A 20,471-nucleotide genomic window follows, 5' to 3' on the forward strand; every position below is an offset into this window, starting at 1 on the left:
CACTAAGTTAGGGTATCTTACTAAATAAATCAAGACCTGCGAGTCAGCAATACCACATTTTCAACGTGATGTGTGTGTGGAAACATGTCAACAGGTTGAATTTTCTCAATTTGGTAATTTTCGTCCAGTAAAGCAAGGTCCCTGGCCTGTGTAGCAGGATTACAGCTAACATAAACTATTTTATCCGGATTCATGCTCATAACACTTTTGATAACATCCGCGTGCATTCCGGCGCGCGGCGGATCGGTAATTACGACATCCGGCTTTCCATTTTGTTGAACAAAATCTTCGTTCAGAATATTTTTAATATCACCTGCCCAAAATGATGTATTATTTATATTGTTAATCGAAGCATTTACTTTGGCATCTTCAATGGCCTCGGGAACATATTCAATTCCAACCACCTTTTTGGCGAGCCTTGATACAAAATTGGCAATTGTTCCTGTTCCTGTATACAGATCATATACAGTTTCATCGCCTTTCAGACCGGCGAACTCGCGGGCAACTTTGTATAATTCGTAGGCCTGTTCAGAATTGGTTTGATAAAAGCTTTTCGGACCGATCTTAAACTTCAAACCTTCCATTTCTTCAAGAATGTAGTCGCGACCACTAAAAACATGAATGGCCTGATCGGTTATGGTATCATTTCCTTTACCGTTAATAACATATAACAGAGATGTAATTTCAGGAAAAGCATTTTTCACAGCCTCTAAAAGCGCAACTCTTTTATCTTCCACCTCTTTGAAAAAAGTAAGAATCACCATTAATTCTCCGGTGCCGGATGTACGTATGATCAAAGTTCGCAATAATCCCTTTTGCTCGCGAATATCAAAAAAATCGAGATTGTTGCATTCGGCGTATTCGAAGATAAAATTCCTGATCTTGTTGGAAGGCTCGGGCTGTAACCAACATTTATCGATGTTGATCACTTTATCAAATAAACCCGGAACATGAAATCCCAGAGCATTGGGATCTTTAATATCATCGCCGGCTTCCACCTCACCGAAAGTCAACCAGCGTTTATTAGAAAAAGTAAACTCAAGCTTATTCCTGTAGAATGTATTCCTGGCAGAACCTAATATCGGCGAAACTTTGGGCAACTCAATTCTACCGATCCTGGTCAACTGGTCTTTTACCTGCTTTTCTTTATAATACAGCTGCTTTTCGTAAGGTAACATTTGCCATTTGCAGCCACCGCATGTTCCAAAATGTTCGCAAAATGCTTCAATGCGGTCTTTACTGTATTCCTTAAAATCCTTAACAAAAGCCTCCTGATAACGCTTACGTTTTTTGGTTACCTGCAAGTCGACAACGTCACCGGGAATGGCGAGTTTGGTAAAAACGACCATGTCGTCAACTTTGGCAATTGCCTTTCCTTCAGCACCAATATCTTCAATTTTTACACTTTCGTAAAATGGTTTTTTCCTTTTTCTGCCCACGTTCAAATAATTTTGTGCAAATATAATTTATTAATGTAGACGGCATTATCATTGCTATGGTCCAAGGTTCCCAAATAAATTTTTAAGTTCCCAAAATGGGAAAACTATGGTGTTTTGCACATACAAAACCATTTTTATGTTCGATATGGTAGAGCTATCTTAAACATTTATCTATATTTGTTACTGATTTAATGGTTGGTTTTATTTTCAATAAGTAAAACTTAATAGGGGAAAGCGACTTCTGTATTTATGATTGGTTTTGTGTTTAGGGGTTTGTAAATTATCAATCATCTTCAAAAAGCGTCCATAGTGCTTTCCCCTTCCTTTTTACCCGAAAGGGTAATTTTTTTGCCCTGACTTTTCCTGCATACTTCATTCATTATTATTTATATTTGCGGCTTTTCATTAGCACGCATGATATCGTTAGATAAAATAAATTTGAGTTTTGGTGGCTTTGAATTGTTCAAGGAAATCAGCTTTCTGATCAATCCCAGAGATCGCATTGGATTGATCGGAAAGAACGGAGCCGGGAAAACCACATTGCTAAAAATCATCAGCGGCAAGGAACACCCCAGCGGCGGAACTGTTGGTATTCCCAGAGATGTTACCATTGGTTACCTGCCACAGCAGATGAAAATAAAGGATAGCCGAAACCTAAAGGAAGAAACTGTTCTGGCCTTTGAAGAACTACTGAAACTAGAAAAACAAATTGCACAACTAAATACGGCTATTGCCGAAAACGAAGATTACCATACGGCTGAATACCTGAACAATCTGGATAAGGTAAGCGAGTTGAACGAACGTTACCAGTTACTTGGCGGCGATAATTACGAGGCAGAACTTGAACGTACTTTGCTTGGGCTGGGATTTGAGCGCAGTGACTTTGACCGTCCCACTTCTGATTTTAGCGGAGGTTGGCGAATGCGTGTTGAGTTGGCCAAACTTCTGCTTAAAAAACCTGATGTTTTTCTACTTGACGAGCCAACCAACCACCTCGACATTGAATCGATCCAGTGGTTGGAAGATTTTCTGAAAAACTATAAAGGGGCAGTCATTCTTGTTTCGCACGATAAAACCTTTTTGAATGCCGTATGCAACCGAACCATTGAAATCTCCCTTGGAAAGATTCTGGATCAGAAAATGAATTACTCGGCTTTTGTGGAATGGAAGCAGGAGCAAAAAGAAATAACGCTGGCAGCCTACCGCAATCAACAAAAAATGATTGAAGATACGGAGAGGTTTATTGAGCGTTTCAGGTACAAAGCGAGTAAAGCAGTTCAGGTTCAGTCGCGTGTAAAACAGTTGGAAAAAATTGATCGGATTGAAATTGAAGAAGAGGATAATGCGGTGTTAAAACTGAATTTTCCACCGGCACCACGCTCTGGCAGAGTGGTTGTTGAGGGAAAACACATCAGCAAATCGTACGGAGATCTTCTTGTTTTAAAGGACATTGATCTTAAGATCGAAAACGGCGAAAAAGTTGCATTTGTTGGGAGAAACGGCGAAGGAAAAACTACACTTGCCCGGGTGATTATGAATGAACTGGAACACGAGGGAAACTTGACACTCGGGCACAACGTTAAAATTGGATATTTCGCTCAGAACCAAGCGCAACTGCTCAACGAGGATTTGACTGTTTTTGAAACAATCGATGAAATTGCTGTTGGTGATATTCGCACAAAGATCCGCGATATACTGGCAGCCTTTCTGTTTCGGGGCGAGGATATCGACAAGAAAGTAAAAGTGCTGAGTGGAGGCGAAAAATCGCGTTTGGCAATGATCCGTTTGATGCTCGAGCCGGTAAACTTTCTGATCCTCGATGAGCCGACCAACCACCTGGATATGCGCTCGAAAGAGATCCTTAAAAATGCGCTGAATAATTTTACCGGAACAGTACTGGTTGTATCACACGACCGCGATTTTCTGAACGGACTCGTTAATTGTGTTTACGAATTCAGAAATAAGAAAGCCAAACAATACCTGGGCGGAATTTTCGATTTTCTGTACCGCAAAAAGATGGAGTCGTTAAAAGAATTGGAAGCTCAGAGAGGTTCCGCAAAGACTTTTACTGCCAAAAAGGAAAAGAATAACCAGGAGCTAAGCTTTGAACATCGCAAGGAAATCAACCGGAACATTTCGCGATTAGAGAAAAAAGTTGAAAACACAGAAACGCAAATTGCGGAAATCGAAGAAAAATTAAAAGCGATGGACAAGCTGTTAGCTTCGCCTGAAAACATTGAAGATCACTCGGTTTTTGATCAATACGAACAACTCAAGCACAAACTGGAACAGGTAATGTACGAATGGGAACTGCTGCATGAAGAACTCGAAGATTGGAGTTCGAGAAAGACTTGGTAGTCATGGTTTCAACTTCCTATTAAAACCATTACCTTTAAATAACAGAAAAACCGGAGGGCAAATCATAGAACTGAAAAATTGAAGTTACCGGTTTTCGGATTCAAATAATAAGTTTCGGAAAATGATAAATAAAGAAGATTTTGTATTTGGCACACGTGCGGTTATTGAAGCCATTAAAACCGGAAAAACAATCGATAAAGTACTGATCAAAAAAGGACTGAAAAATGAATTGATTTCAGAATTGCACCAACTGATCAGGGAAAATGGAATTGTATTTCAATATGTTCCCATTGAAAAAATCAACCGCATCACCCGAAAAAATCACCAGGGAGTCATTGCTTTTGTTTCACCCATTGAGTTTGATAACATTGAGACCGTGCTGCCCGGGATTTTTGAAGCCGGACAAAATCCGATACTTCTGGTACTCGACCAGATTACCGACGTCAGAAACTTTGGGGCTATAGCTCGATCGGCTGAATGTGCCGGTGTTCAGGCGATTATTATTCCTGAAAAAGGGATGGCGCGAATTGGTGCTGATGCTGTTAAAACCTCTGCTGGCGCTATCCACCATCTGCCCATCTGCAAAGTAAAAAACCTGGATGATACTATTCAGTTTTTAAAAGATTCGGGCATTTACATTGTTGCCGCTACCGAAAAAGCCGACAAATTATACACCTCGGCTGATTTTACGGTGCCGCTGGCTATTGTAATGGGATCGGAAGATACAGGCATTTCAGCCAATATTCTGAAAATTGCCGACGAGGAACTAAAAATCCCAATCATCGGAAAAATCGATTCACTGAATGTTTCTGTTTCTGCTGCGCTGATGATTTATGAAGCCGTCCGCCAGCGAAATTAGATATTTACCGGGATCGTACGTTTGAATGACTCTTCGAGCGAGATAAACGTTTCGGTACTGGCCACTCCCGGGATTTTCTGGATCTGCCCGCTGAGTATCGATTTTAAATGCTCGTTATCTTTCGCATATACCTTAATAAAAATGGCGTAAGCCCCAGTGGTATAATGGCATTCAACGATTTCAGGAATCTGTTCCAGTTTCTTCACCACTTCGGAAAACATGCCACCTTTTTCGAGAAAGATGCCAATATAAGTACAGGTTTTAAAATCAACTTTCTTGGGGTTGATATGATACCCGGAACCTACGATAACTTCCAAATCGACCATACGGTTAACACGCTGATGCACAGCTGCTCTTGAAATGCCAACTTCTTTGGCGACATCTTTAAAAGGGATTCGGGCATTTTTAGTTATGATATCTAAAATCTTTAGGTCCCAGTCGTCTAAGGTATTCCTTAAGGTCATATTTAACAATTTTCCATCAAAAATATTAAAAAATTAACATTATCACGACGTATATAAAAACTATATACAAAAAAGTAACAAAATGGAAACAAAACCTCCACACTCTCCAAAATCAGGTATCAATATTATCACTTTATTAAAACTTGCAATTCTTTTCTTTCATTTTTCTACTTTTAATACTCTAATTGTAATGATTTAATATATTCATTCCGTATTTTTATCAAAACAGACAGCAAAAACAAAACTATTACGAACAAACGACCACAAAAAATGTGTGGTGGTATTATTTATTGATTTTTAATGCCAAACATTTTTGGGTTGTCAAAATTTTCAAACTATGAAAAATAGAACAAATTGGTGGCTATTGTTGGCCTTACTGATCATCATCGCAATTTTAGGAGTTTTTATTCCCGGCGGAGCTGCCGAGCAGGATTACTCGAATCTGGACACGGGTGACACAGCATGGATGCTGACCGCAACAGGCCTGGTACTCTTAATGACACCCGGTCTCTCCCTGTTTTATGGGGGAATGATTCAATCAAGAAATATCATTTCAACCATGCTTCAGAGTTTTATTGCTATGGGAATTGTAAGTGTATTGTGGGTGATTGTTGGTTTTAGCATCGCATTTGGCGACAGTATCGGTCCCGATGGATTTGGCTTATTTGGGAACCCTGCAACCTATTTCATGTTTAAAGGCGTTGGGGGCGGAACAAATCCGGACCTTGCCCCTACCTTTCCGCTTGCGGTTTTTGCCATGTTCCAGCTTAAGTTTGCCATAATTACTCCGGCTCTTATTACCGGCTCTTTTGCCGGGCGTGTGCGCTTCCGGGCATACATGTTATTTATGGTTCTCTTTATCATTTTTATATATGCCCCACTGGCCCATTGGACCTGGCACCCCAACGGATTTCTGCGAAACTGGGGAGTTCTCGATTTTGCCGGTGGAACGGTAGTTCACATGTCGGCGGGATTCGCTGCACTTGCAGGTGCCATGTTTTTAGGACGTCGTAAAGATGCCAACAAAGAATTCAAGCCGGCCAACATTCCATACATATTATTGGGTGCCGGCATGCTTTGGTTCGGGTGGTTTGGTTTTAATGCCGGTTCAGCACTGGCCGCCGATGCAGTTGCTGCTTCTGCCCTAGTAAATACCAATACGGCTTCAGCTGCAGCCATGTTAACCTGGATTTTCTACGATGCCGCACAAGGCAAAAAACCATCGGCTGTTGGCGCCTCCATTGGCCTGGTTGTTGGTTTAGTTGCCATTACACCTGCTGCCGGATTTGTGAATGTAGGTTCGAGTATTTTTATTGGAGTTATTGCAGCAATCATAAGTAACTATGCCATTTCGCTTCGCACCAAATCGAAACTGGATGACACACTGGATGTATTTCCGGCTCACGGAATGGGTGGTATTACCGGAATGATCCTTACTGCGGTATTTGCTAACGAAGTGGGATTAATCCATGGCGAGACTACTACGTTTTTATATCATCTTCTTGCCCTTGTGATTGTTGGAATCTTTACCTTTGGAGGATCGTTATTGATGTATAAAATCACAGACATGATCGTGCCATTGCGCATTTCGCCACATGGAGAGAAAATAGGACTTGACTTGAGTCAACACGATGAATCATACAATTTTGTTTATAGTGAAGAATAAAAATCAGAATAGAATTCAATAAAAAAGCCGGCTTAAAACCGGCTTTTTCTATTTAATGGGTACTTGTCGTTTAAAATCCATTTCGAGGGAAATAAATGTTTCCGTTCTCGCTATCCCTTCAATATTCTGAAGTTCCTGATCGATGAGCCGCTTCAGATGCGTGTTGGTTTTAGTCTGAATTTTTATAAAAATAGAATACGCTCCAGTGGTGTAATGACACTCCACGATCTCAGGGATATTCCTAAGTGCTTCAACAACCACGGTATGATACTTTTGCTTTTCGAGAATAACTCCCATGTAAGCACAGGTATTGTAACCAAGCTTTTGAGGACTTACGATAAATTCGCTACCGTGAACAACTCCAATATTCAAGAGCCGTTGCACCCGCTGATGAATGGCTGCTCCTGAAACTCCGCACTCGCGGGCTACTTCCAGAAAAGGAATACGTGCATTTTTGGTGATCAGCTTTAGAATTTTTTCGTCCAGCTCATCTATTTCTGCCGGTTTTTCTTCAAAAAAATCAGTTGATTTCATACGATTAAAATTGTTAACTATATTGGCCTTTTGCTTTCTAATTCAAACTCTTTGTAAATTTCTGTCGTGCAGGTTGCAGAAACTCAACTGAAATTCATTATGAGCGAGATACTCCGGTTTTAATTCTGATTTTTAACAAATCAACATCCTCCCTCTGCCCTCTTGTTTTTCACATGAGTTTCAAATTATAACACAAAAGTAGGTAAAAATCACAAATACTAATTCAAACTGCTCTAAAACATAAATAAATTTACAAACTGTAAGTTAACCGTGGAATTTAAGTTTGATTATGTTGTTTTCTGTGTGTTCTTTACAAGACCCGATCTTACCAAATCAACGCCTGAAAGTTCCTGGAAAATGCGCAACTCAAATTCAGGTATAACAGCAAAAATATGATCAAAAATATCAGCCTGTAAAGCTTCGTACTTTGCCCATTCCTGCTCTTTCGAGAACACATAAACTTCAATGGGCAATCCTTTTCCTCCGGGCTGAAGTTGCCGAATCAGAAAAGTCATGTTCTGATGCACTTTTGGGTGTTGATGCAGATACACTTCCAAATACCTTCTGAAAATGCCCACATTGGTTTGATGGCGCCCACTAATGTAGTCATCATCAGAAACTTTACGTTGCTTATTGTACTCACGCAATTCCTTTTCCTTTTCGATCACATAATCGCGGATCAAATCGAATTTTTCGAAACGCGACAACATTTCTACATCGCAAAACTTTATAGTATTAACATCGATCAGAATAGAGCGTTTTATCCGTCTACCACCCGATTCTTCCATCCCGGTCCAGTTGCTAAACGACTCTGAAACCATGGCATAAGTAGGTATGGTAGAAATGGTTTTATCCCAGTTCTGTACTTTTACCGTGTTCAGTGTAATATCGATTACAGTTCCATCGGCATTGTGTTTCGGAACGGTAACCCAGTCGCCAAGATTAACCATTTTATTGGCCGAAAGCTGTATAGAAGCCACAAAACCAAGAATGGTATCACGAAAAATCAACAATAATACCGCTGCCATGGTTCCCAATCCGATAATCAGATCCCAGGGATCCTTTTTAAACAGCGAGGCTATTACCAAAATAATTGCCATGCTGTATATAAAAATCTTTACCAACTGTATGTAACCCTTTATCGGACGAGTAGCCGCATATTGCGTTGTATTATAAATGCCAAGAATAGAATTCAACAAAGCATTAAAAAGATGAACAGCAATCCCAATCAAATATACTTTCGACATCAGGATCAGAAAATTGTCGAGATTGATGTAAAAATCTTTTGCTAAATCTGCCGAAGCGAGTTGTTCTGCAGGGCCAAAACCACCAACAGGCTCGGGGCCGGCAAAATTTGCTGTATAAAAGAAAATTAGTGCCGGCACCAGGTTGGCCAATCCTTTAAAAACATGGTTCTCAACCAGTATATCATCCCAGGTTGTTTCTGTTTTATCTGCAATGCGATGCACTACAATCAACATGAACCTTCTTGCTAGCAAATAGGATATGTATGAAACAAGCGCTATAGTCAGAAAAGTTAAAAGTGCTGCAAGAGGTTTTGCAAACATATCAAACCCCTCAATTAATCTGAACTCCTGTAATAGAAATCGATATAAATAATGCATGTTTATTAGAATTCATTTGATAATTTAGTCCACAAATTTATAAAATGCTGCTATGAGAACATTTGTTTTCTGGATTTTTCTTTTGGTTCCGACTTTGCTTTCTGCACAAAATAGCTACAATACCTATTTTAAAAATCATTCTCTTCGTTTCGATTTTCTTTTAGGCGGAAATAACGAGGAAGTTGTTGTTTACCCGGCCGAAACAAAAGAAGAGCCATATTGGGGAGGAAATAAATCTAATCTTGTAGATCCTTTTAACTACGGCAGTTATCGTTTCCAGGTGTTTGATTTAAAATCCGACAGCCTCATTTTTTCAAAAGGATTTAGCACGCTTTTCCAGGAATGGCAGACTACAGCAGAAGCCAAAACGACAAAAAAAACGTTTTATCAGTCAGCCATTTTTCCATTTCCAAAAAAGGATGTGAAATTAACTATCGAAGCCCGACAATGGGACGGAACTTTTAAAACGATTTACACTACCAACATTGATCCGAAGAATTATTTTATCCTGGATGAAAAAGTGGATAAATTTCCGGTAAGAACCATCCTCGACAATGGTAAGCCCGAACATAAAGTCGACAATGTGATTCTGGCAGAAGGTTACACGGCCGCCGAAATGGAAGATTTTTATGCTGATGCAGCAAAAGTTTCGGGATATTTATTCGATACAGAACCTTTCAAATCGGAGAAATCGAACTTTAATGTGCGTGCAGTTTTTGCTCCTTCGGAAGAATCGGGTACCGATGTGCCTGGTGAACACATTTATAAGAACACTTATTTTAATACCAGTTATTACACCTTCGATTTGCCGCGCTACCTGACAACCAGCGACATGAAGAAGGTATACGATGCTGCGGCCAGCGTTCCTTACGATCAGATTTATGTGCTAGTAAATACCGAGCGCTACGGTGGTGGTGGATTCTATAATTTTGTTACCGTTTGCACGGCCGACAATGAACTTACTCCAAAAATTATCGTTCACGAATTTGGACATGGATTTGCAGGTTTGGGCGATGAATATTATAACTCGAGTGTAGCCTACGAAGACTTTTATAACCTGGAAATAGAACCATGGGAACCCAACATTACAACTTTGGTTGATTTTGACAAGAAATGGAAAAACATGATCGACACGGACACTCCTGTCCCAACTCCTCGAAAAGCCAAATACAAAAATACGATTGGTGTGTACGAAGGAGGTGGCTATATGGCGGAAGGAATTTACAGCCCTTATATCGACTGCCGCATGAATACGAATGAAGCCGAAGGATTTTGCCCCGTTTGCCAGGAAGCTATCAGAAAAGTAATTCGGGCACAAACCAAATAATCATTTAGGACTAAAAAAAAACGAATGTAAAATCTACATCCGTTTTCCACTGTTTATTGTTTTTTGGCTTCTAGAAATATGGCTATTCTTTGTTTAATAATTTATTGGTCACCAAATAAGCTACAATCAGTCCTAATCCGCCGCACACCAAAATAGCGGTAAAGAAAGCTACAACTTCATTGATTGCTCTCGAGAGGGCAAAACCGGCAACTACTCCAATTCCGATGGCAATTAAAAAAATGCCCCATTTTACCAGTGCCAACTGCGAACATTCTCCTTTAAAGATTCCGGCATCCAGGCCTTTTTCAACCAATGCCAGGCGCTCTTTTGTTCTGGTAGTCCAGTATACATACAATATTGCGAACACTGCCAGAAAAAATCCGATTGGTATAAATAATCCTTCCATGATATTAAATTTTAATTTGTTTTTGTTTTGTTTTCGCCATTATGACGCGAAGGTTTTATTCCGGTTACAGATTTCTTTATTTATTTTTTAGTTCATTTTTCCCGGCTATTATAAATTTGTGTTTGAATAGCTTTTAATGGCCTGTATTTTATATTCAGAAAATTCGCGATAACTTGTAACCACCATAAGAAAATTGCGTCAAAGGAACAGATGGAGCAAAAAGACGATATCTATTACATCGAAAAAGTAAAGGCTGGACAAACCAATGCTTTTTCATATATCGTTGAGAAATACCAGGATATTGTATTTTCCATTGCTCTGAAAGTTCTTAGAAATAGTGACGACGCGGAAGAAATGGCCCAGGAAAGTTTTATAAAAGTGTACAAATCGTTACACACCTTTAAAGGAACAGCAAAATTTTCAACCTGGATATACCGTATTACGTATAACACCTGTATTTCGGAAGTGAGAAAACGTAAAATGAATTTTACCTCCACCGACGACATTGAAATAAGGGATGAAGAACAGGAATTAAATCTTGACGGAATTCCTGAAGAAATCAGGGCGAGGGTAATAAAACAGGCCATGGATCAACTTCCGGAAGATGAGTACACGCTGGTACTTTTGTATTACTTCGAAGAACAATCGATTGAAGAAATCAGTAAAGTAACCGGCCTGTCGGAAAGCAACACAAAAGTGAAGCTATACAGGGCTCGAAAAAAGCTCTACACCATTATTAGTGACATAATGAAAGACGAATTACACAGCATATTATGAACGAATTAGAAGACATAAAACTGCAGGCTTTATTGCAAAGCATGAAACTGGAATCGCCGAGCGACAAATTCTCGCTAAAGGTGATGAACAGCATTTTTGAGGAAGACGCTGTAATTGAAAAAATAAAAGCCGAACGCGTTCTGGGAAAAGGATTCTGGATTATTCTGGTAGTATTTGCCATCCTTGCAGCTGTCATGTTCTTAATGACAAGCACCGGTATTCAGCCCCAAAGCGAAACTTCGGAATTGTTGCCGCAGATAAATGAATCAGTGGTTAATTCTGTTAACTCATTTTTTGGAAAAATAGGTTCTGTGCCATTAAGCATCGCAGGAATTCTGATTGCCTCATCCATTTTACTGTTTATCGACCGGATAATCAGTTCGAACTCAAGAGTATTTGCATCATAAAATAACAGAAATGAATGGAAGTTCCCGGTTTGTTTTTACAGATCGGGATTTTTTATTCATACTGCATCAGCAAACCACGCATAATTAAATATTGAGCAGCAATGTACGTGCTCATCACCAACAGCCCTTCGAAAGGGATGGCGACCAAAAAGCGGTTTACGGCAATTAAACTATCGGATACAATAAACAGCAACGAGCCCGTAAATACCATTACAAAACTCACCGGATGTCCATTCCCATATCGGTTTAGAGCCATCACCGACATGGTTAAAATGGCTACGAAATAAACAAATACCGAAATTCGGAGCACTGCACCCAGGTGCGGAAACAATACTATGTAAATAATGATACCGTAAGAGATATACGGAATCATCCAAAATGGTTTTTTCTTTAAAAAGGGCTTTTTGCCCGATAGGTTAATGGTGTGTAAAAACAAAAAGGCATACAATGCCTGGGCCACCATAAAACTGGCAATTCCTAAAATAAAATAGATAGAATCGGTTGCGAACATCATAAACAGGTCGCCGCACCACGAAGCCAGCAATGCCAAAAGTGCCAGGCGCAATACTTTCCTTTCGATATGCCGGGCATGCAACAAAAAATACATACCGATCCAAACCAGGATCAAAGGCTTAAAAATATAATCGAGCTGAGTACTGTGAAGGTATTCACCAATCAGGTCGCCAATTACGATAACCGCAAACAAAAAATGCAGTAGAATTTTTTTCATCCAATAATTACGCTTAGCGTAAAAATAGCTTTTTTAGAAAAAAGAAAAAATTGATGACTTTTAAGAAACGAAAAACAATCGCCCAATATTTTAATAACAGGTTTCTGCCAGCAGGTAATCTTTAACATACTGACCTACACCATCCTCCAGTTCTACGAACGATTTCTTATAACCAGCATCTCGTAATTTTTTAATTTCGGCTTCGGTAAAATACTGGTATCGTCCCCGAAGGTCGACCGGTGTATCGATAAATGAAATGTTCGGTTCTATATTCAAGCTTTTAAAAACACTTGTAGTCAGATCGAGATACGATCGTGCTTTACCTGTTCCAACGTTATAGATGCCCGAATTGTCTTGGTTCTCCATGAAAAACATCATCACATCGGCAATGTCTTCCACAAAAATAAAATCTCGACTTTGCTGTCCGTCCTTATAGGCTTTATGATGCGAGCGGAACAACTGCATTTTTCCTGTTTCGTGAATGGTTTTGTAGGCATGCAAAACTACCGATGCCATTCGTCCTTTGTGGTATTCGTTTGGACCATAAACATTGAAAAATTTCATACCTGCCCAAAATGGTGGTGTACGAAATTGTTTTAGTGCCCAAACATCAAAATCGTGCTTCGACCATCCATACAGATTTAAAGGTCGTAAATCTTGAATTCTGCCATGAGAATCGGAGAATCCTTCTTCTCCATTTCCGTATGTTGCTGCTGAAGATGCGTACAACAAAGGTACCCCGATTTCGGAACAAATATTCCACAAACGCTGCGAATAAATCAGGTTCAGCTGTTGATAGAGCTCGGGTTCCTGCCCAACCGTATCAGTTCGCGCCCCCAAATGAAAGATAAAATCAACATCGCTCGAATGTTTGATCAACCACTTAAAGAAATTATCGCGATCGATAAATTTCTTATACTTCTTGTGTAATAGATTTAAATCTTTCCAGGGGTCATCGAATTTGTCAACAAGAATCAGATCTTCATATCCTGCTCTGTTGAGTTTTCCAACTAAATAACTTCCGATAAATCCGGCTGCGCCTGTTACTACAATCATTGAATCAGCGATTTTTTTTTAGTACAGTAAAACTCTGTTTCTGAATCTTGGCTTTTTATTAAAACATGCCCAGAAGATTTTTATTGTACGACCCGCAAAATAAATTTAACTTTTTTTAATAGACAAAAATAAGCTGTAAAATAGATGAAAAACAGGCACAAAAGGTTGCTTCTTCACATTAATTTTTTATTCCGCTGTGTTTTCACCCTGAACAAATTGCAGTACTAAATGCTTCCGGTCAATGAAATAAAATGTGAACAGCACAACAAATTGCCGCAAATTCAATGATTATTTTGCTCCACTGCCACATTTAAATGTTTCAAGTGCTGAATTAAACTGTGCTTTAAATTGTCGAGTGCAAGTGGTATATTCCACTTCGAAGAATCGTTAGGCTCGATATAGTGCGAAATGGCACGTATTTGGTAACATTCAATTCCCAGCCAGTTGCATACATAAAACACGGCAGCTCCTTCCATCGTTTCGATATGACCGGAAAATTTTGCCAGTATTTTTGAAATGCATTCCGAATTTCGGTAGCTCTTATTCACCGTAATTCCTCGTACTTTTTTCATTTCATCCCATTCCAATACTCCACTGGCTTTTAAAATTCCGTTTTCGAAAGGGAACTCATTAATATCGATAAAACCCGATTCAAATAAGGTTAAAAATTCGGTGGGAGTTTCGGTACCCAGATCGGCAAACTCTTCATAAACCACATTCACAACCTCTCCAATCGCCAACTGGTGAGTCAGGGTGCCGGCAATTCCAAAGTTAATAACCATATCGTACTTATCGTGGTGCAAAGTACTGGTTAAATGAAAAGTAGTAAAGGTTAACCCGATTCCCGAAATCAGGATATCTATTTGGGTATCTCCGAGGCGATAGGTTTTTAATAAATGACTTTTTTCTTCTACTTTCTCCAGTTCGTCAACCAAAAGGTTCACTTCCATCCACGTGGCTGCAACTAACAATATCTTCATAATTCTAAGGCTCCTGAATTTTTTTGATTCGATTACCGTGTTTATGCTTTAATACTGATTTTCTGAAAAAAAGTTAATCTTTGTGCTAACTTTAATCAAAAAAAATGTGTTCATATAATTCTGATAATACCATCGGATACGAACGAATTGACTCATTCGACGACGAATCGACCCGGAAACTGGCCGGGCATTACGGGGAAATATTAAAAATAATTGGCGAAAATCCGGACCGTGAGGGATTGAATAAAACACCAGACAGAGTGGCAAAAGCCATGCAATTTCTGCTACAGGGATATACCATTGATCCGGTTGAAATTTTAAAGTCGGCGATGTTCAAAGAAGATTACCGCCAAATGGTAATTGTCAAGGACATTGAGATTTATTCGATGTGTGAACACCATTTATTGCCGTTTTTCGGGAAAGCACATGTGGCTTATATCCCTAATGGTACAATCACAGGACTCAGTAAAATAGCGCGTGTAGTTGATGTGTTTGCCCGAAGACTGCAAGTGCAGGAACGACTCACTTTACAAATTAAAGAGTGTATCCAGGAAACCCTGCAACCACTGGGTGTAGCCGTTGTAATTGAAGCCCAGCACCTGTGCATGCAAATGCGCGGAATTCAAAAACAGCATTCGATCACCACTACTTCCGATTTCACAGGGGCTTTCCAGAAAGTTGCTACCCGCGAGGAATTTATCAAACTTATCAGTTCGAAACTTAGCTAAAAGAAGTGCTCAGTGTTCAGCACTGGTTGTGAATATTCTTGATTTATTTAGATTGTAAATCACGCGTGGATCAATGATTTTAGCATTTCCGCACTAAAGCATTTAGATTTCTTCTTCAGTTTTTACAATTTTACAATTCAACCATGTCCCGTAGTACCGGCTTATAAAAATTCGATACAAACCGGCGCCGGCAATTTTATTTCTTTGCCCGTATACTTTATAGAACCGGTTTCATGGTCGATTCTGAATACCGTGATATTATTGCTTCGTTGATTAGCCACCAGCATCCAGTAACCATCCGGTGTTATTCCGAAATTGCGTGGCCAGTTGCCCTCAACCGAAACTGTTTCTTTTAGCGACAAGGTTTGATCTTTTTCATTTACACTGAAAATAACAATGGAATTGTGCCCCCGGTTTGAACCGTAGAGAAACTTGCCGTCTTTGGAAATGTGTATATCGGCACAATAGCTCTCCCCGTGAAAATCATCGGGCAGTGTTGAAAGGTTTTGAAACACGGTCCAATTATTTCCTTCTTTTCGTAGCGCTGAAACGGTCGAATTCAACTCATTAATAACATAAATGACTTTGCCATTCGGATGAAAATCGAAATGCCGCGGTCCTGCGCCCGGTTCAAGTTTTACAAAAGCTTGTCCGCTTTCAATTAAGGTTCGGTCTTCGAGGTGCGTAATGTTTAAGCGGTCGGTTCCCAAATCCGCATTAAAAACTTCATTGGTAAATGGCGAGAATTTTGCCGAGTGAGCATGTGGCGCTTCCTGGCGCTGCTTGTTTAGGCCGCTACCCATATTGTAAATTGTTTTTACCGCAGGCGACAGAGCACCGTCATCTCCAACTGAAAAAACGGAGTAAGTTCCGCTGCTGTAGTTCGATACCAAAACATGTTCGCCATCCTTAGAAACATCCACATGACAAGGATTATCGCCCACCGATTCCTGCGAGTTGATGTGCTCGAGGTGCCCATTCTTTTTCACTGTATAAGCGTGCACAAATCCGGTCTCTCCATCTCCCTTTGCCGTTTCCGATACGGCAAACAAATATTTCCTGTCGGGCGACAAACGCAGGAAAGAAGGATTATCGATTCCCCGAATGGTATTTTCCAGCGTAAGTGTACCTGTTTTTTTATTCAACTTGCAGTAATAAATTCCTTCAGCCCCTTCAGATGTATAGGTCCCCACATAAAAATACTGGCGTTGAGAATTTTGTGAGAAAGTCATAAATGAAAAGGTTAAAAAACCAATGATAAGCACAAAATATTTCATGATTTATTGTTAAGTTTAGTGGTACAATTTACAAAGAAATTATACAATATGGATAAACCTGTTATCGCTCAAAAAGCACCGAAAATGCTAACACTTGAACCCGGCACATATTTCTGGTGTGCTTGCGGAAGAAGTCAAAACCAGCCTTTTTGCGATGACTCGCATAAAGTAACAAGCATCACTCCAATGGCTTTTACAATTGATGAAAAGAAAGATGTTTGGCTCTGTCAGTGCAAGTACTCGAAAAACAAACCGTTTTGCGATGGCACACACCGTACACTCTGATTTGCCCCTCTATTCCGGACTATAAATCTTTCTTAAAATATTCTTTGCTGGCGTTACAGATCGGACATTTGTAATCGTCGGGCAGGTCTTCGAACGGAGTGCCGGGAGGGATTCCTGCTGAAGGATCGCCTTCTTCGGGATCGTACCTGAATCCGCAAATGCTACAGGTAAAAACACCATTCTCGTCAACGCTTTTTGCCTTTCCCTTTTTATCTTCCGGCTGTGGGTCTGGTTCAGATTCAATTTTGGGCTCCGGTTCGTCACCCAGCTTGTCTTTATCGATATAAGTAGGTGCATTTTTAGGAGCATACATCTTGTATTTTTTGTGGTAATAATCGTAAGTCAGCGCCTCCTCGTTCGAAATGATATCACCATCCACCACTTCGGCAATGATCAGGATATGTGTCCCTACATCAACGGTATCCACCACTTTGCAATCGAACCAGGCCACACACGAGTTTAGCACAATCGGGGCACCTGTTTCCGATCGTTTTGTCAATACTCCGTCGAACTTATCAATGTCGATACTCGACATAAATCCAAACTTGCCAATCAACGAAGTCTCAACATCTTTTTTTAAAACCGAGAGGGAAAACTTTTTACTATCGATTATTTTTTGAGTGGAGTAATTGTTCTTGTTGCTGCTGATTGCAATCTTCGAGGGTTCCGACGTTACCTGAAAAGCCGTATTTCCGATGTAACCAACTTTTTCACCTTCATGCTCAGTTGCAATTACATACAAGCCATACGACAATTTATGAAAGGCACGATAATTCATTTTTTTCTACTTTTTGAATTCATTAATAAGATCCTAAATTTAAAAATTGATTTTAAGATAGAAATTCTCACCGGCAAATTCGTGGTGCTTTAAGCTTGTCCATCCCTTCATTTTGAGAATTTGTTCATGTATTGAATCAGGTAAAAATCAGACATCTAAATATTCAATTGGACAAGTCAGAGAACTCCTTTTTTAAGATGAATCTAAATGCAAAAGCTGCTTTCAGGTTATATAACATTTAGTCCATATTTCAGAAACTTTGTTTGAATATGGGAACAGAACCCGAATATTTTCCAAAATATGGACACTTCACTTGGTGCGCATTGTACTTTTACTTATTTTAGACACCCTAATTAAGAACTAACAGATGTCCAAACAAAACCAATTAAGTCAGTACAAAGTATTTATCGTTGAAGATAATGAACTGTACGCCCGGGTACTCAAGAAGCAACTAACCGACGACAAGCTTCAGGTAAAAGTATTTTACAACGGTACCGATTTCATAAACGCACTCGACGAAAAACCCGATGTAATAACACTCGATTACACACTTCCCGACATGACTGGAAAAGAAGTGCTGACTAAAATTCAGAAAGTGCATTCTGAGGCGCACGTTATTGTTATTTCGGCACAGGAAAGCATAAGTACAGCCATCGAACTGATGAAGAACGGTGCTTACGATTACATTATGAAAGCGCCCGATACACGGGAAAAGCTAAGTAACATCATTAAGAATATTTATAAGACCGACCAAATTGTTAAAGAAAATATCCTGCTGAAAGACGCTGTAAAAGAAAGATATACTTTTAAAAACCTGATAAAAGGAAACAGTCGCGAAATCGACCATGTTTTTGATTTGATGAACAAAGCCATCCAAACCAACATTTCTGTTTCTATTTCGGGAGAGACCGGAACCGGTAAAGAACTGGTAGCCAAAGGAATTCATTACAATTCAAAAAGAAGCAACAAGCCCTTTGTTGCCGTGAATGTCTCAGCCATTCCGGAAGGATTGATCGAAAGTGAACTATTTGGTCATGAAAAGGGCGCATTCACAGGTGCCGATTTTCAAAAGATCGGGAAATTTGAGGCGGCTAATGGAGGTACCTTGTTTTTGGATGAGATTGCCGACCTGGATTTGAATCTTCAGGCAAAATTGCTTCGTGTCATCCAGGAACGCGAACTGGTTCGTCTTGGAGGCCACGATACAATTCCGCTGGATGTGAGAATCATTACGGCGACACATAAGAATCTGGCAAAACTTTCGGCCGAAGATAAATTCAGGCAAGACCTGTACTACCGATTACTTGGTTTGCCCATTGAAATACCTCCGCTGCGTCAGCGCGGGAACGACAAAATTCTGCTGGCCAAATTCTTTGTCGACGAGTTTTGTAAAGACAACGAACTGGAGCCTAAAACAGTTTCTGACGAAGCCAAGCAAATGCTGTTGACTTATCATTATCCGGGTAATATACGTGAGTTGAAAGCCATTATGGAACTGGCCTGTGTGATGTGCAGCCGCGATACCATAAAACCCAATCACCTGAATATGAATGTCGACGAAAACGTTCAAAACCTGCTGGCATCGGAGAAAACACTGGAAGAGTATAACAACGAGATCGTAAAATTCTTCCTGAACAAATATAACCAAAACGTAAGATTGGTAGCCTCAAAACTGGGGATCGGAAAATCAACGATCTACCGGATGCTTCAAAAAGATATGAATTAGGATCAGAACCTTATAAAAATAAAAATCCCGGCCAGAGTCTGACCGGGACTTTTATTTTGTATATGATAGATGCTTATCCTTCGAACGAATTCACACCGATGGTTTCCATCGATCGATCCACTTTTTTTACCAGTCCCTGAAGTACTTTTCCCGGACCAACTTCAGTGAATGAAGTGGCTCCGTCGGCAATCATATTCTGAACGATTTGTGTCCATTTTACCGGAGCAGTCAGCTGAGCGATCAGATTTTCTTTTATCACAGCGGGATCCGACACCGGATTAGCATCAACGTTCTGATAAACCGGACAAGTTGGATTACTGAAAGTTGTGGCCTCAATAGCCGCTGCCAGTTCTTCGCGTGCAGGCTCCATAAACGGCGAGTGAAAAGCTCCACCTACTACGAGTTTCAAAGCACGTTTGGCTCCTTTTTCTGTCAACAATTCGCAGGCCCTATCAATTCCGGCTTCCGATCCCGAGATCACGAGCTGTCCCGGGCAATTGTAATTAGCCGGAACCACAACATCGTCAATCGAAGCGCAAACTTCTTCTACCACTGCATCCTCGAGCCCTACAATTGCGGCCATGGTCGATGGCTCCATTTCACAGGCTTTTTGCATGGCCATAGCACGTTGCGAAACCAGTTTCAGTCCGTCTTCGAATGTCAACGTTCCGTTGGCAACAAGCGCAGAGAATTCACCCAAAGAGTGACCTGCAACCATGTCGGATGCAAAATCCTTTAAGGTTTTTGCCAGCAACACTGAATGCAGAAAAATAGCAGGTTGCGTAACTTTGGTTTGCTTCAGATCTTCCACTTCACCTTCAAACATAATTTTGGTGATATCGAAGCCAAGAATATCATTTGCTTTTTCGAATAAAGCTTTTGCTTCTGCTGAATTTTCGTAAAGATCCTTTCCCATTCCGGGGTATTGTGCTCCCTGTCCGGGAAATACAAATGCCTTCATATTTTTTGAGTTTTTGAAATTCGACGCAAAATTAAACGAAATCGAGAAAAGAACCTTCTAAAATGATTCTTTCCACTGAATTTGGACA

General features: G+C 40.1%; 20 protein-coding genes. 9 read left to right on the plus strand and 11 right to left on the minus strand.

Annotation, left to right across the window (positions count from 1 at the left end; translation table 11 throughout):
• Window positions 1-29: 29 nt before the first annotated feature.
• Window positions 30-1,439, minus strand: coding sequence for a 23S rRNA (uracil(1939)-C(5))-methyltransferase RlmD (gene rlmD, locus WFY05_RS00830; protein ID WP_340110813.1), 1,410 nt, complete (start codon window positions 1,437-1,439; stop codon window positions 30-32).
• A gap of 414 nt (window positions 1,440-1,853) precedes the next feature.
• Here rlmD and WFY05_RS00835 point away from each other — a divergent pair, with 414 nt between their 5' ends.
• Both WFY05_RS00835 and rlmB read left to right on the plus strand, forming a co-directional pair.
• Window positions 1,854-3,797: an ABC-F family ATP-binding cassette domain-containing protein gene (locus WFY05_RS00835; protein WP_340110814.1), complete on the plus strand. Its 1,944-nt coding sequence runs from the start codon at window positions 1,854-1,856 to the stop codon at window positions 3,795-3,797.
• 121 nt (window positions 3,798-3,918) lie between these two features.
• Window positions 3,919-4,656 carry a 23S rRNA (guanosine(2251)-2'-O)-methyltransferase RlmB gene (gene rlmB / locus WFY05_RS00840; protein ID WP_340110815.1) on the plus strand — a complete coding sequence of 246 codons (738 nt, stop codon included), beginning with the start codon at window positions 3,919-3,921 and terminating at the stop codon, window positions 4,654-4,656.
• Here rlmB and WFY05_RS00845 read toward each other — a convergent pair.
• Window positions 4,653-5,120 (minus strand): Lrp/AsnC family transcriptional regulator, encoded by a 468-nt coding sequence (locus WFY05_RS00845; RefSeq protein ID WP_340110816.1) that lies wholly within the window; start codon window positions 5,118-5,120, stop codon window positions 4,653-4,655. The genes rlmB and WFY05_RS00845 overlap by 4 nt on opposite strands.
• 337 nt (window positions 5,121-5,457) lie before the next feature.
• Here WFY05_RS00845 and WFY05_RS00850 point away from each other — a divergent pair, with 337 nt between their 5' ends.
• Window positions 5,458-6,786 carry an ammonium transporter gene (locus WFY05_RS00850; protein WP_340110817.1) on the plus strand — a complete coding sequence of 443 codons (1,329 nt, stop codon included), beginning with the start codon at window positions 5,458-5,460 and terminating at the stop codon, window positions 6,784-6,786.
• 48 nt (window positions 6,787-6,834) lie between these two features.
• Here the strand turns inward: WFY05_RS00850 and WFY05_RS00855 are convergent, their stop codons facing one another.
• Both WFY05_RS00855 and WFY05_RS00860 read right to left on the minus strand, forming a co-directional pair.
• Complete coding sequence (locus tag WFY05_RS00855; protein ID WP_340110818.1) at window positions 6,835-7,320, minus strand: Lrp/AsnC family transcriptional regulator; 486 nt, start codon at window positions 7,318-7,320, stop codon at window positions 6,835-6,837.
• Window positions 7,321-7,607: 287 nt separating this feature from the next.
• Complete coding sequence (locus tag WFY05_RS00860; RefSeq protein ID WP_340110819.1) at window positions 7,608-8,801, minus strand: mechanosensitive ion channel family protein; 1,194 nt, start codon at window positions 8,799-8,801, stop codon at window positions 7,608-7,610.
• 196 nt (window positions 8,802-8,997) lie between these two features.
• Between WFY05_RS00860 and WFY05_RS00865 the strand changes: the two genes are divergently transcribed.
• On the plus strand, window positions 8,998-10,272 hold the full coding sequence (locus WFY05_RS00865; protein ID WP_340110820.1) for a M64 family metallopeptidase: 1,275 nt from the start codon (window positions 8,998-9,000) through the stop codon (window positions 10,270-10,272).
• Between the two features lie 82 nt (window positions 10,273-10,354).
• Here the strand turns inward: WFY05_RS00865 and WFY05_RS00870 are convergent, their stop codons facing one another.
• Complete coding sequence (locus WFY05_RS00870; protein ID WP_340110821.1) at window positions 10,355-10,678, minus strand: DUF6249 domain-containing protein; 324 nt, start codon at window positions 10,676-10,678, stop codon at window positions 10,355-10,357.
• 210 nt (window positions 10,679-10,888) lie between these two features.
• Between WFY05_RS00870 and WFY05_RS00875 the strand changes: the two genes are divergently transcribed.
• Both WFY05_RS00875 and WFY05_RS00880 read left to right on the plus strand, forming a co-directional pair.
• The gene (locus WFY05_RS00875) at window positions 10,889-11,455 is read left to right on the plus strand and encodes an RNA polymerase sigma factor (RefSeq protein WP_340110822.1); all 567 of its coding nucleotides are present in this window, start codon (window positions 10,889-10,891) and stop codon (window positions 11,453-11,455) included.
• Window positions 11,452-11,862, plus strand: a complete 411-nt coding sequence (locus WFY05_RS00880) for a hypothetical protein (RefSeq protein WP_340110823.1) — start codon at window positions 11,452-11,454, stop codon at window positions 11,860-11,862. The genes WFY05_RS00875 and WFY05_RS00880 overlap by 4 nt, the downstream gene beginning before the upstream one ends.
• A gap of 52 nt (window positions 11,863-11,914) precedes the next feature.
• On the opposite strand, the gene WFY05_RS00885 is transcribed toward WFY05_RS00880, so the two are convergent.
• The 3 genes from WFY05_RS00885 to mqnB form a co-directional block, all read right to left on the minus strand.
• On the minus strand, window positions 11,915-12,592 hold the full coding sequence (locus WFY05_RS00885) for a lysoplasmalogenase (RefSeq protein WP_340110824.1): 678 nt from the start codon (window positions 12,590-12,592) through the stop codon (window positions 11,915-11,917).
• 90 nt (window positions 12,593-12,682) lie between these two features.
• Window positions 12,683-13,648 carry an ADP-glyceromanno-heptose 6-epimerase gene (gene rfaD, locus WFY05_RS00890; RefSeq protein ID WP_340110825.1) on the minus strand — a complete coding sequence of 322 codons (966 nt, stop codon included), beginning with the start codon at window positions 13,646-13,648 and terminating at the stop codon, window positions 12,683-12,685.
• Window positions 13,649-13,929: 281 nt separating this feature from the next.
• Window positions 13,930-14,628 (minus strand): futalosine hydrolase, encoded by a 699-nt coding sequence (gene mqnB / locus WFY05_RS00895; RefSeq protein WP_340110826.1) that lies wholly within the window; start codon window positions 14,626-14,628, stop codon window positions 13,930-13,932.
• Between the two features lie 104 nt (window positions 14,629-14,732).
• On the opposite strand from mqnB, the gene folE reads away from it, so the two are divergent.
• A complete protein-coding gene (folE, locus tag WFY05_RS00900; RefSeq protein WP_340110827.1) occupies window positions 14,733-15,356 on the plus strand; it encodes a GTP cyclohydrolase I FolE in 624 nt (207 codons plus the stop codon).
• Between the two features lie 161 nt (window positions 15,357-15,517).
• On the opposite strand, the gene WFY05_RS00905 is transcribed toward folE, so the two are convergent.
• The gene (locus WFY05_RS00905) at window positions 15,518-16,588 is read right to left on the minus strand and encodes a lactonase family protein (RefSeq protein ID WP_340110828.1); all 1,071 of its coding nucleotides are present in this window, start codon (window positions 16,586-16,588) and stop codon (window positions 15,518-15,520) included.
• A gap of 93 nt (window positions 16,589-16,681) precedes the next feature.
• Between WFY05_RS00905 and WFY05_RS00910 the strand changes: the two genes are divergently transcribed.
• The gene (locus WFY05_RS00910; RefSeq protein WP_340110829.1) at window positions 16,682-16,918 is read left to right on the plus strand and encodes a CDGSH iron-sulfur domain-containing protein; all 237 of its coding nucleotides are present in this window, start codon (window positions 16,682-16,684) and stop codon (window positions 16,916-16,918) included.
• Between the two features lie 19 nt (window positions 16,919-16,937).
• Here WFY05_RS00910 and WFY05_RS00915 read toward each other — a convergent pair whose 3' ends face one another.
• Window positions 16,938-17,696 carry a flavin reductase gene (locus WFY05_RS00915; protein WP_340110830.1) on the minus strand — a complete coding sequence of 253 codons (759 nt, stop codon included), beginning with the start codon at window positions 17,694-17,696 and terminating at the stop codon, window positions 16,938-16,940.
• Between the two features lie 367 nt (window positions 17,697-18,063).
• Between WFY05_RS00915 and WFY05_RS00920 the strand changes: the two genes are divergently transcribed.
• Complete coding sequence (locus WFY05_RS00920) at window positions 18,064-19,422, plus strand: sigma-54-dependent transcriptional regulator (RefSeq protein WP_340110831.1); 1,359 nt, start codon at window positions 18,064-18,066, stop codon at window positions 19,420-19,422.
• Between the two features lie 73 nt (window positions 19,423-19,495).
• On the opposite strand, the gene fabD is transcribed toward WFY05_RS00920, so the two are convergent.
• On the minus strand, window positions 19,496-20,383 hold the full coding sequence (fabD, locus tag WFY05_RS00925; RefSeq protein WP_340110832.1) for an ACP S-malonyltransferase: 888 nt from the start codon (window positions 20,381-20,383) through the stop codon (window positions 19,496-19,498).
• Window positions 20,384-20,471 lie beyond the last annotated feature (88 nt).

The organism is Maribellus mangrovi (assembly GCF_037646455.1).
GTDB classification, from domain to species: Bacteria; Bacteroidota; Bacteroidia; order Bacteroidales; family Prolixibacteraceae; genus Draconibacterium; species Draconibacterium mangrovi_A.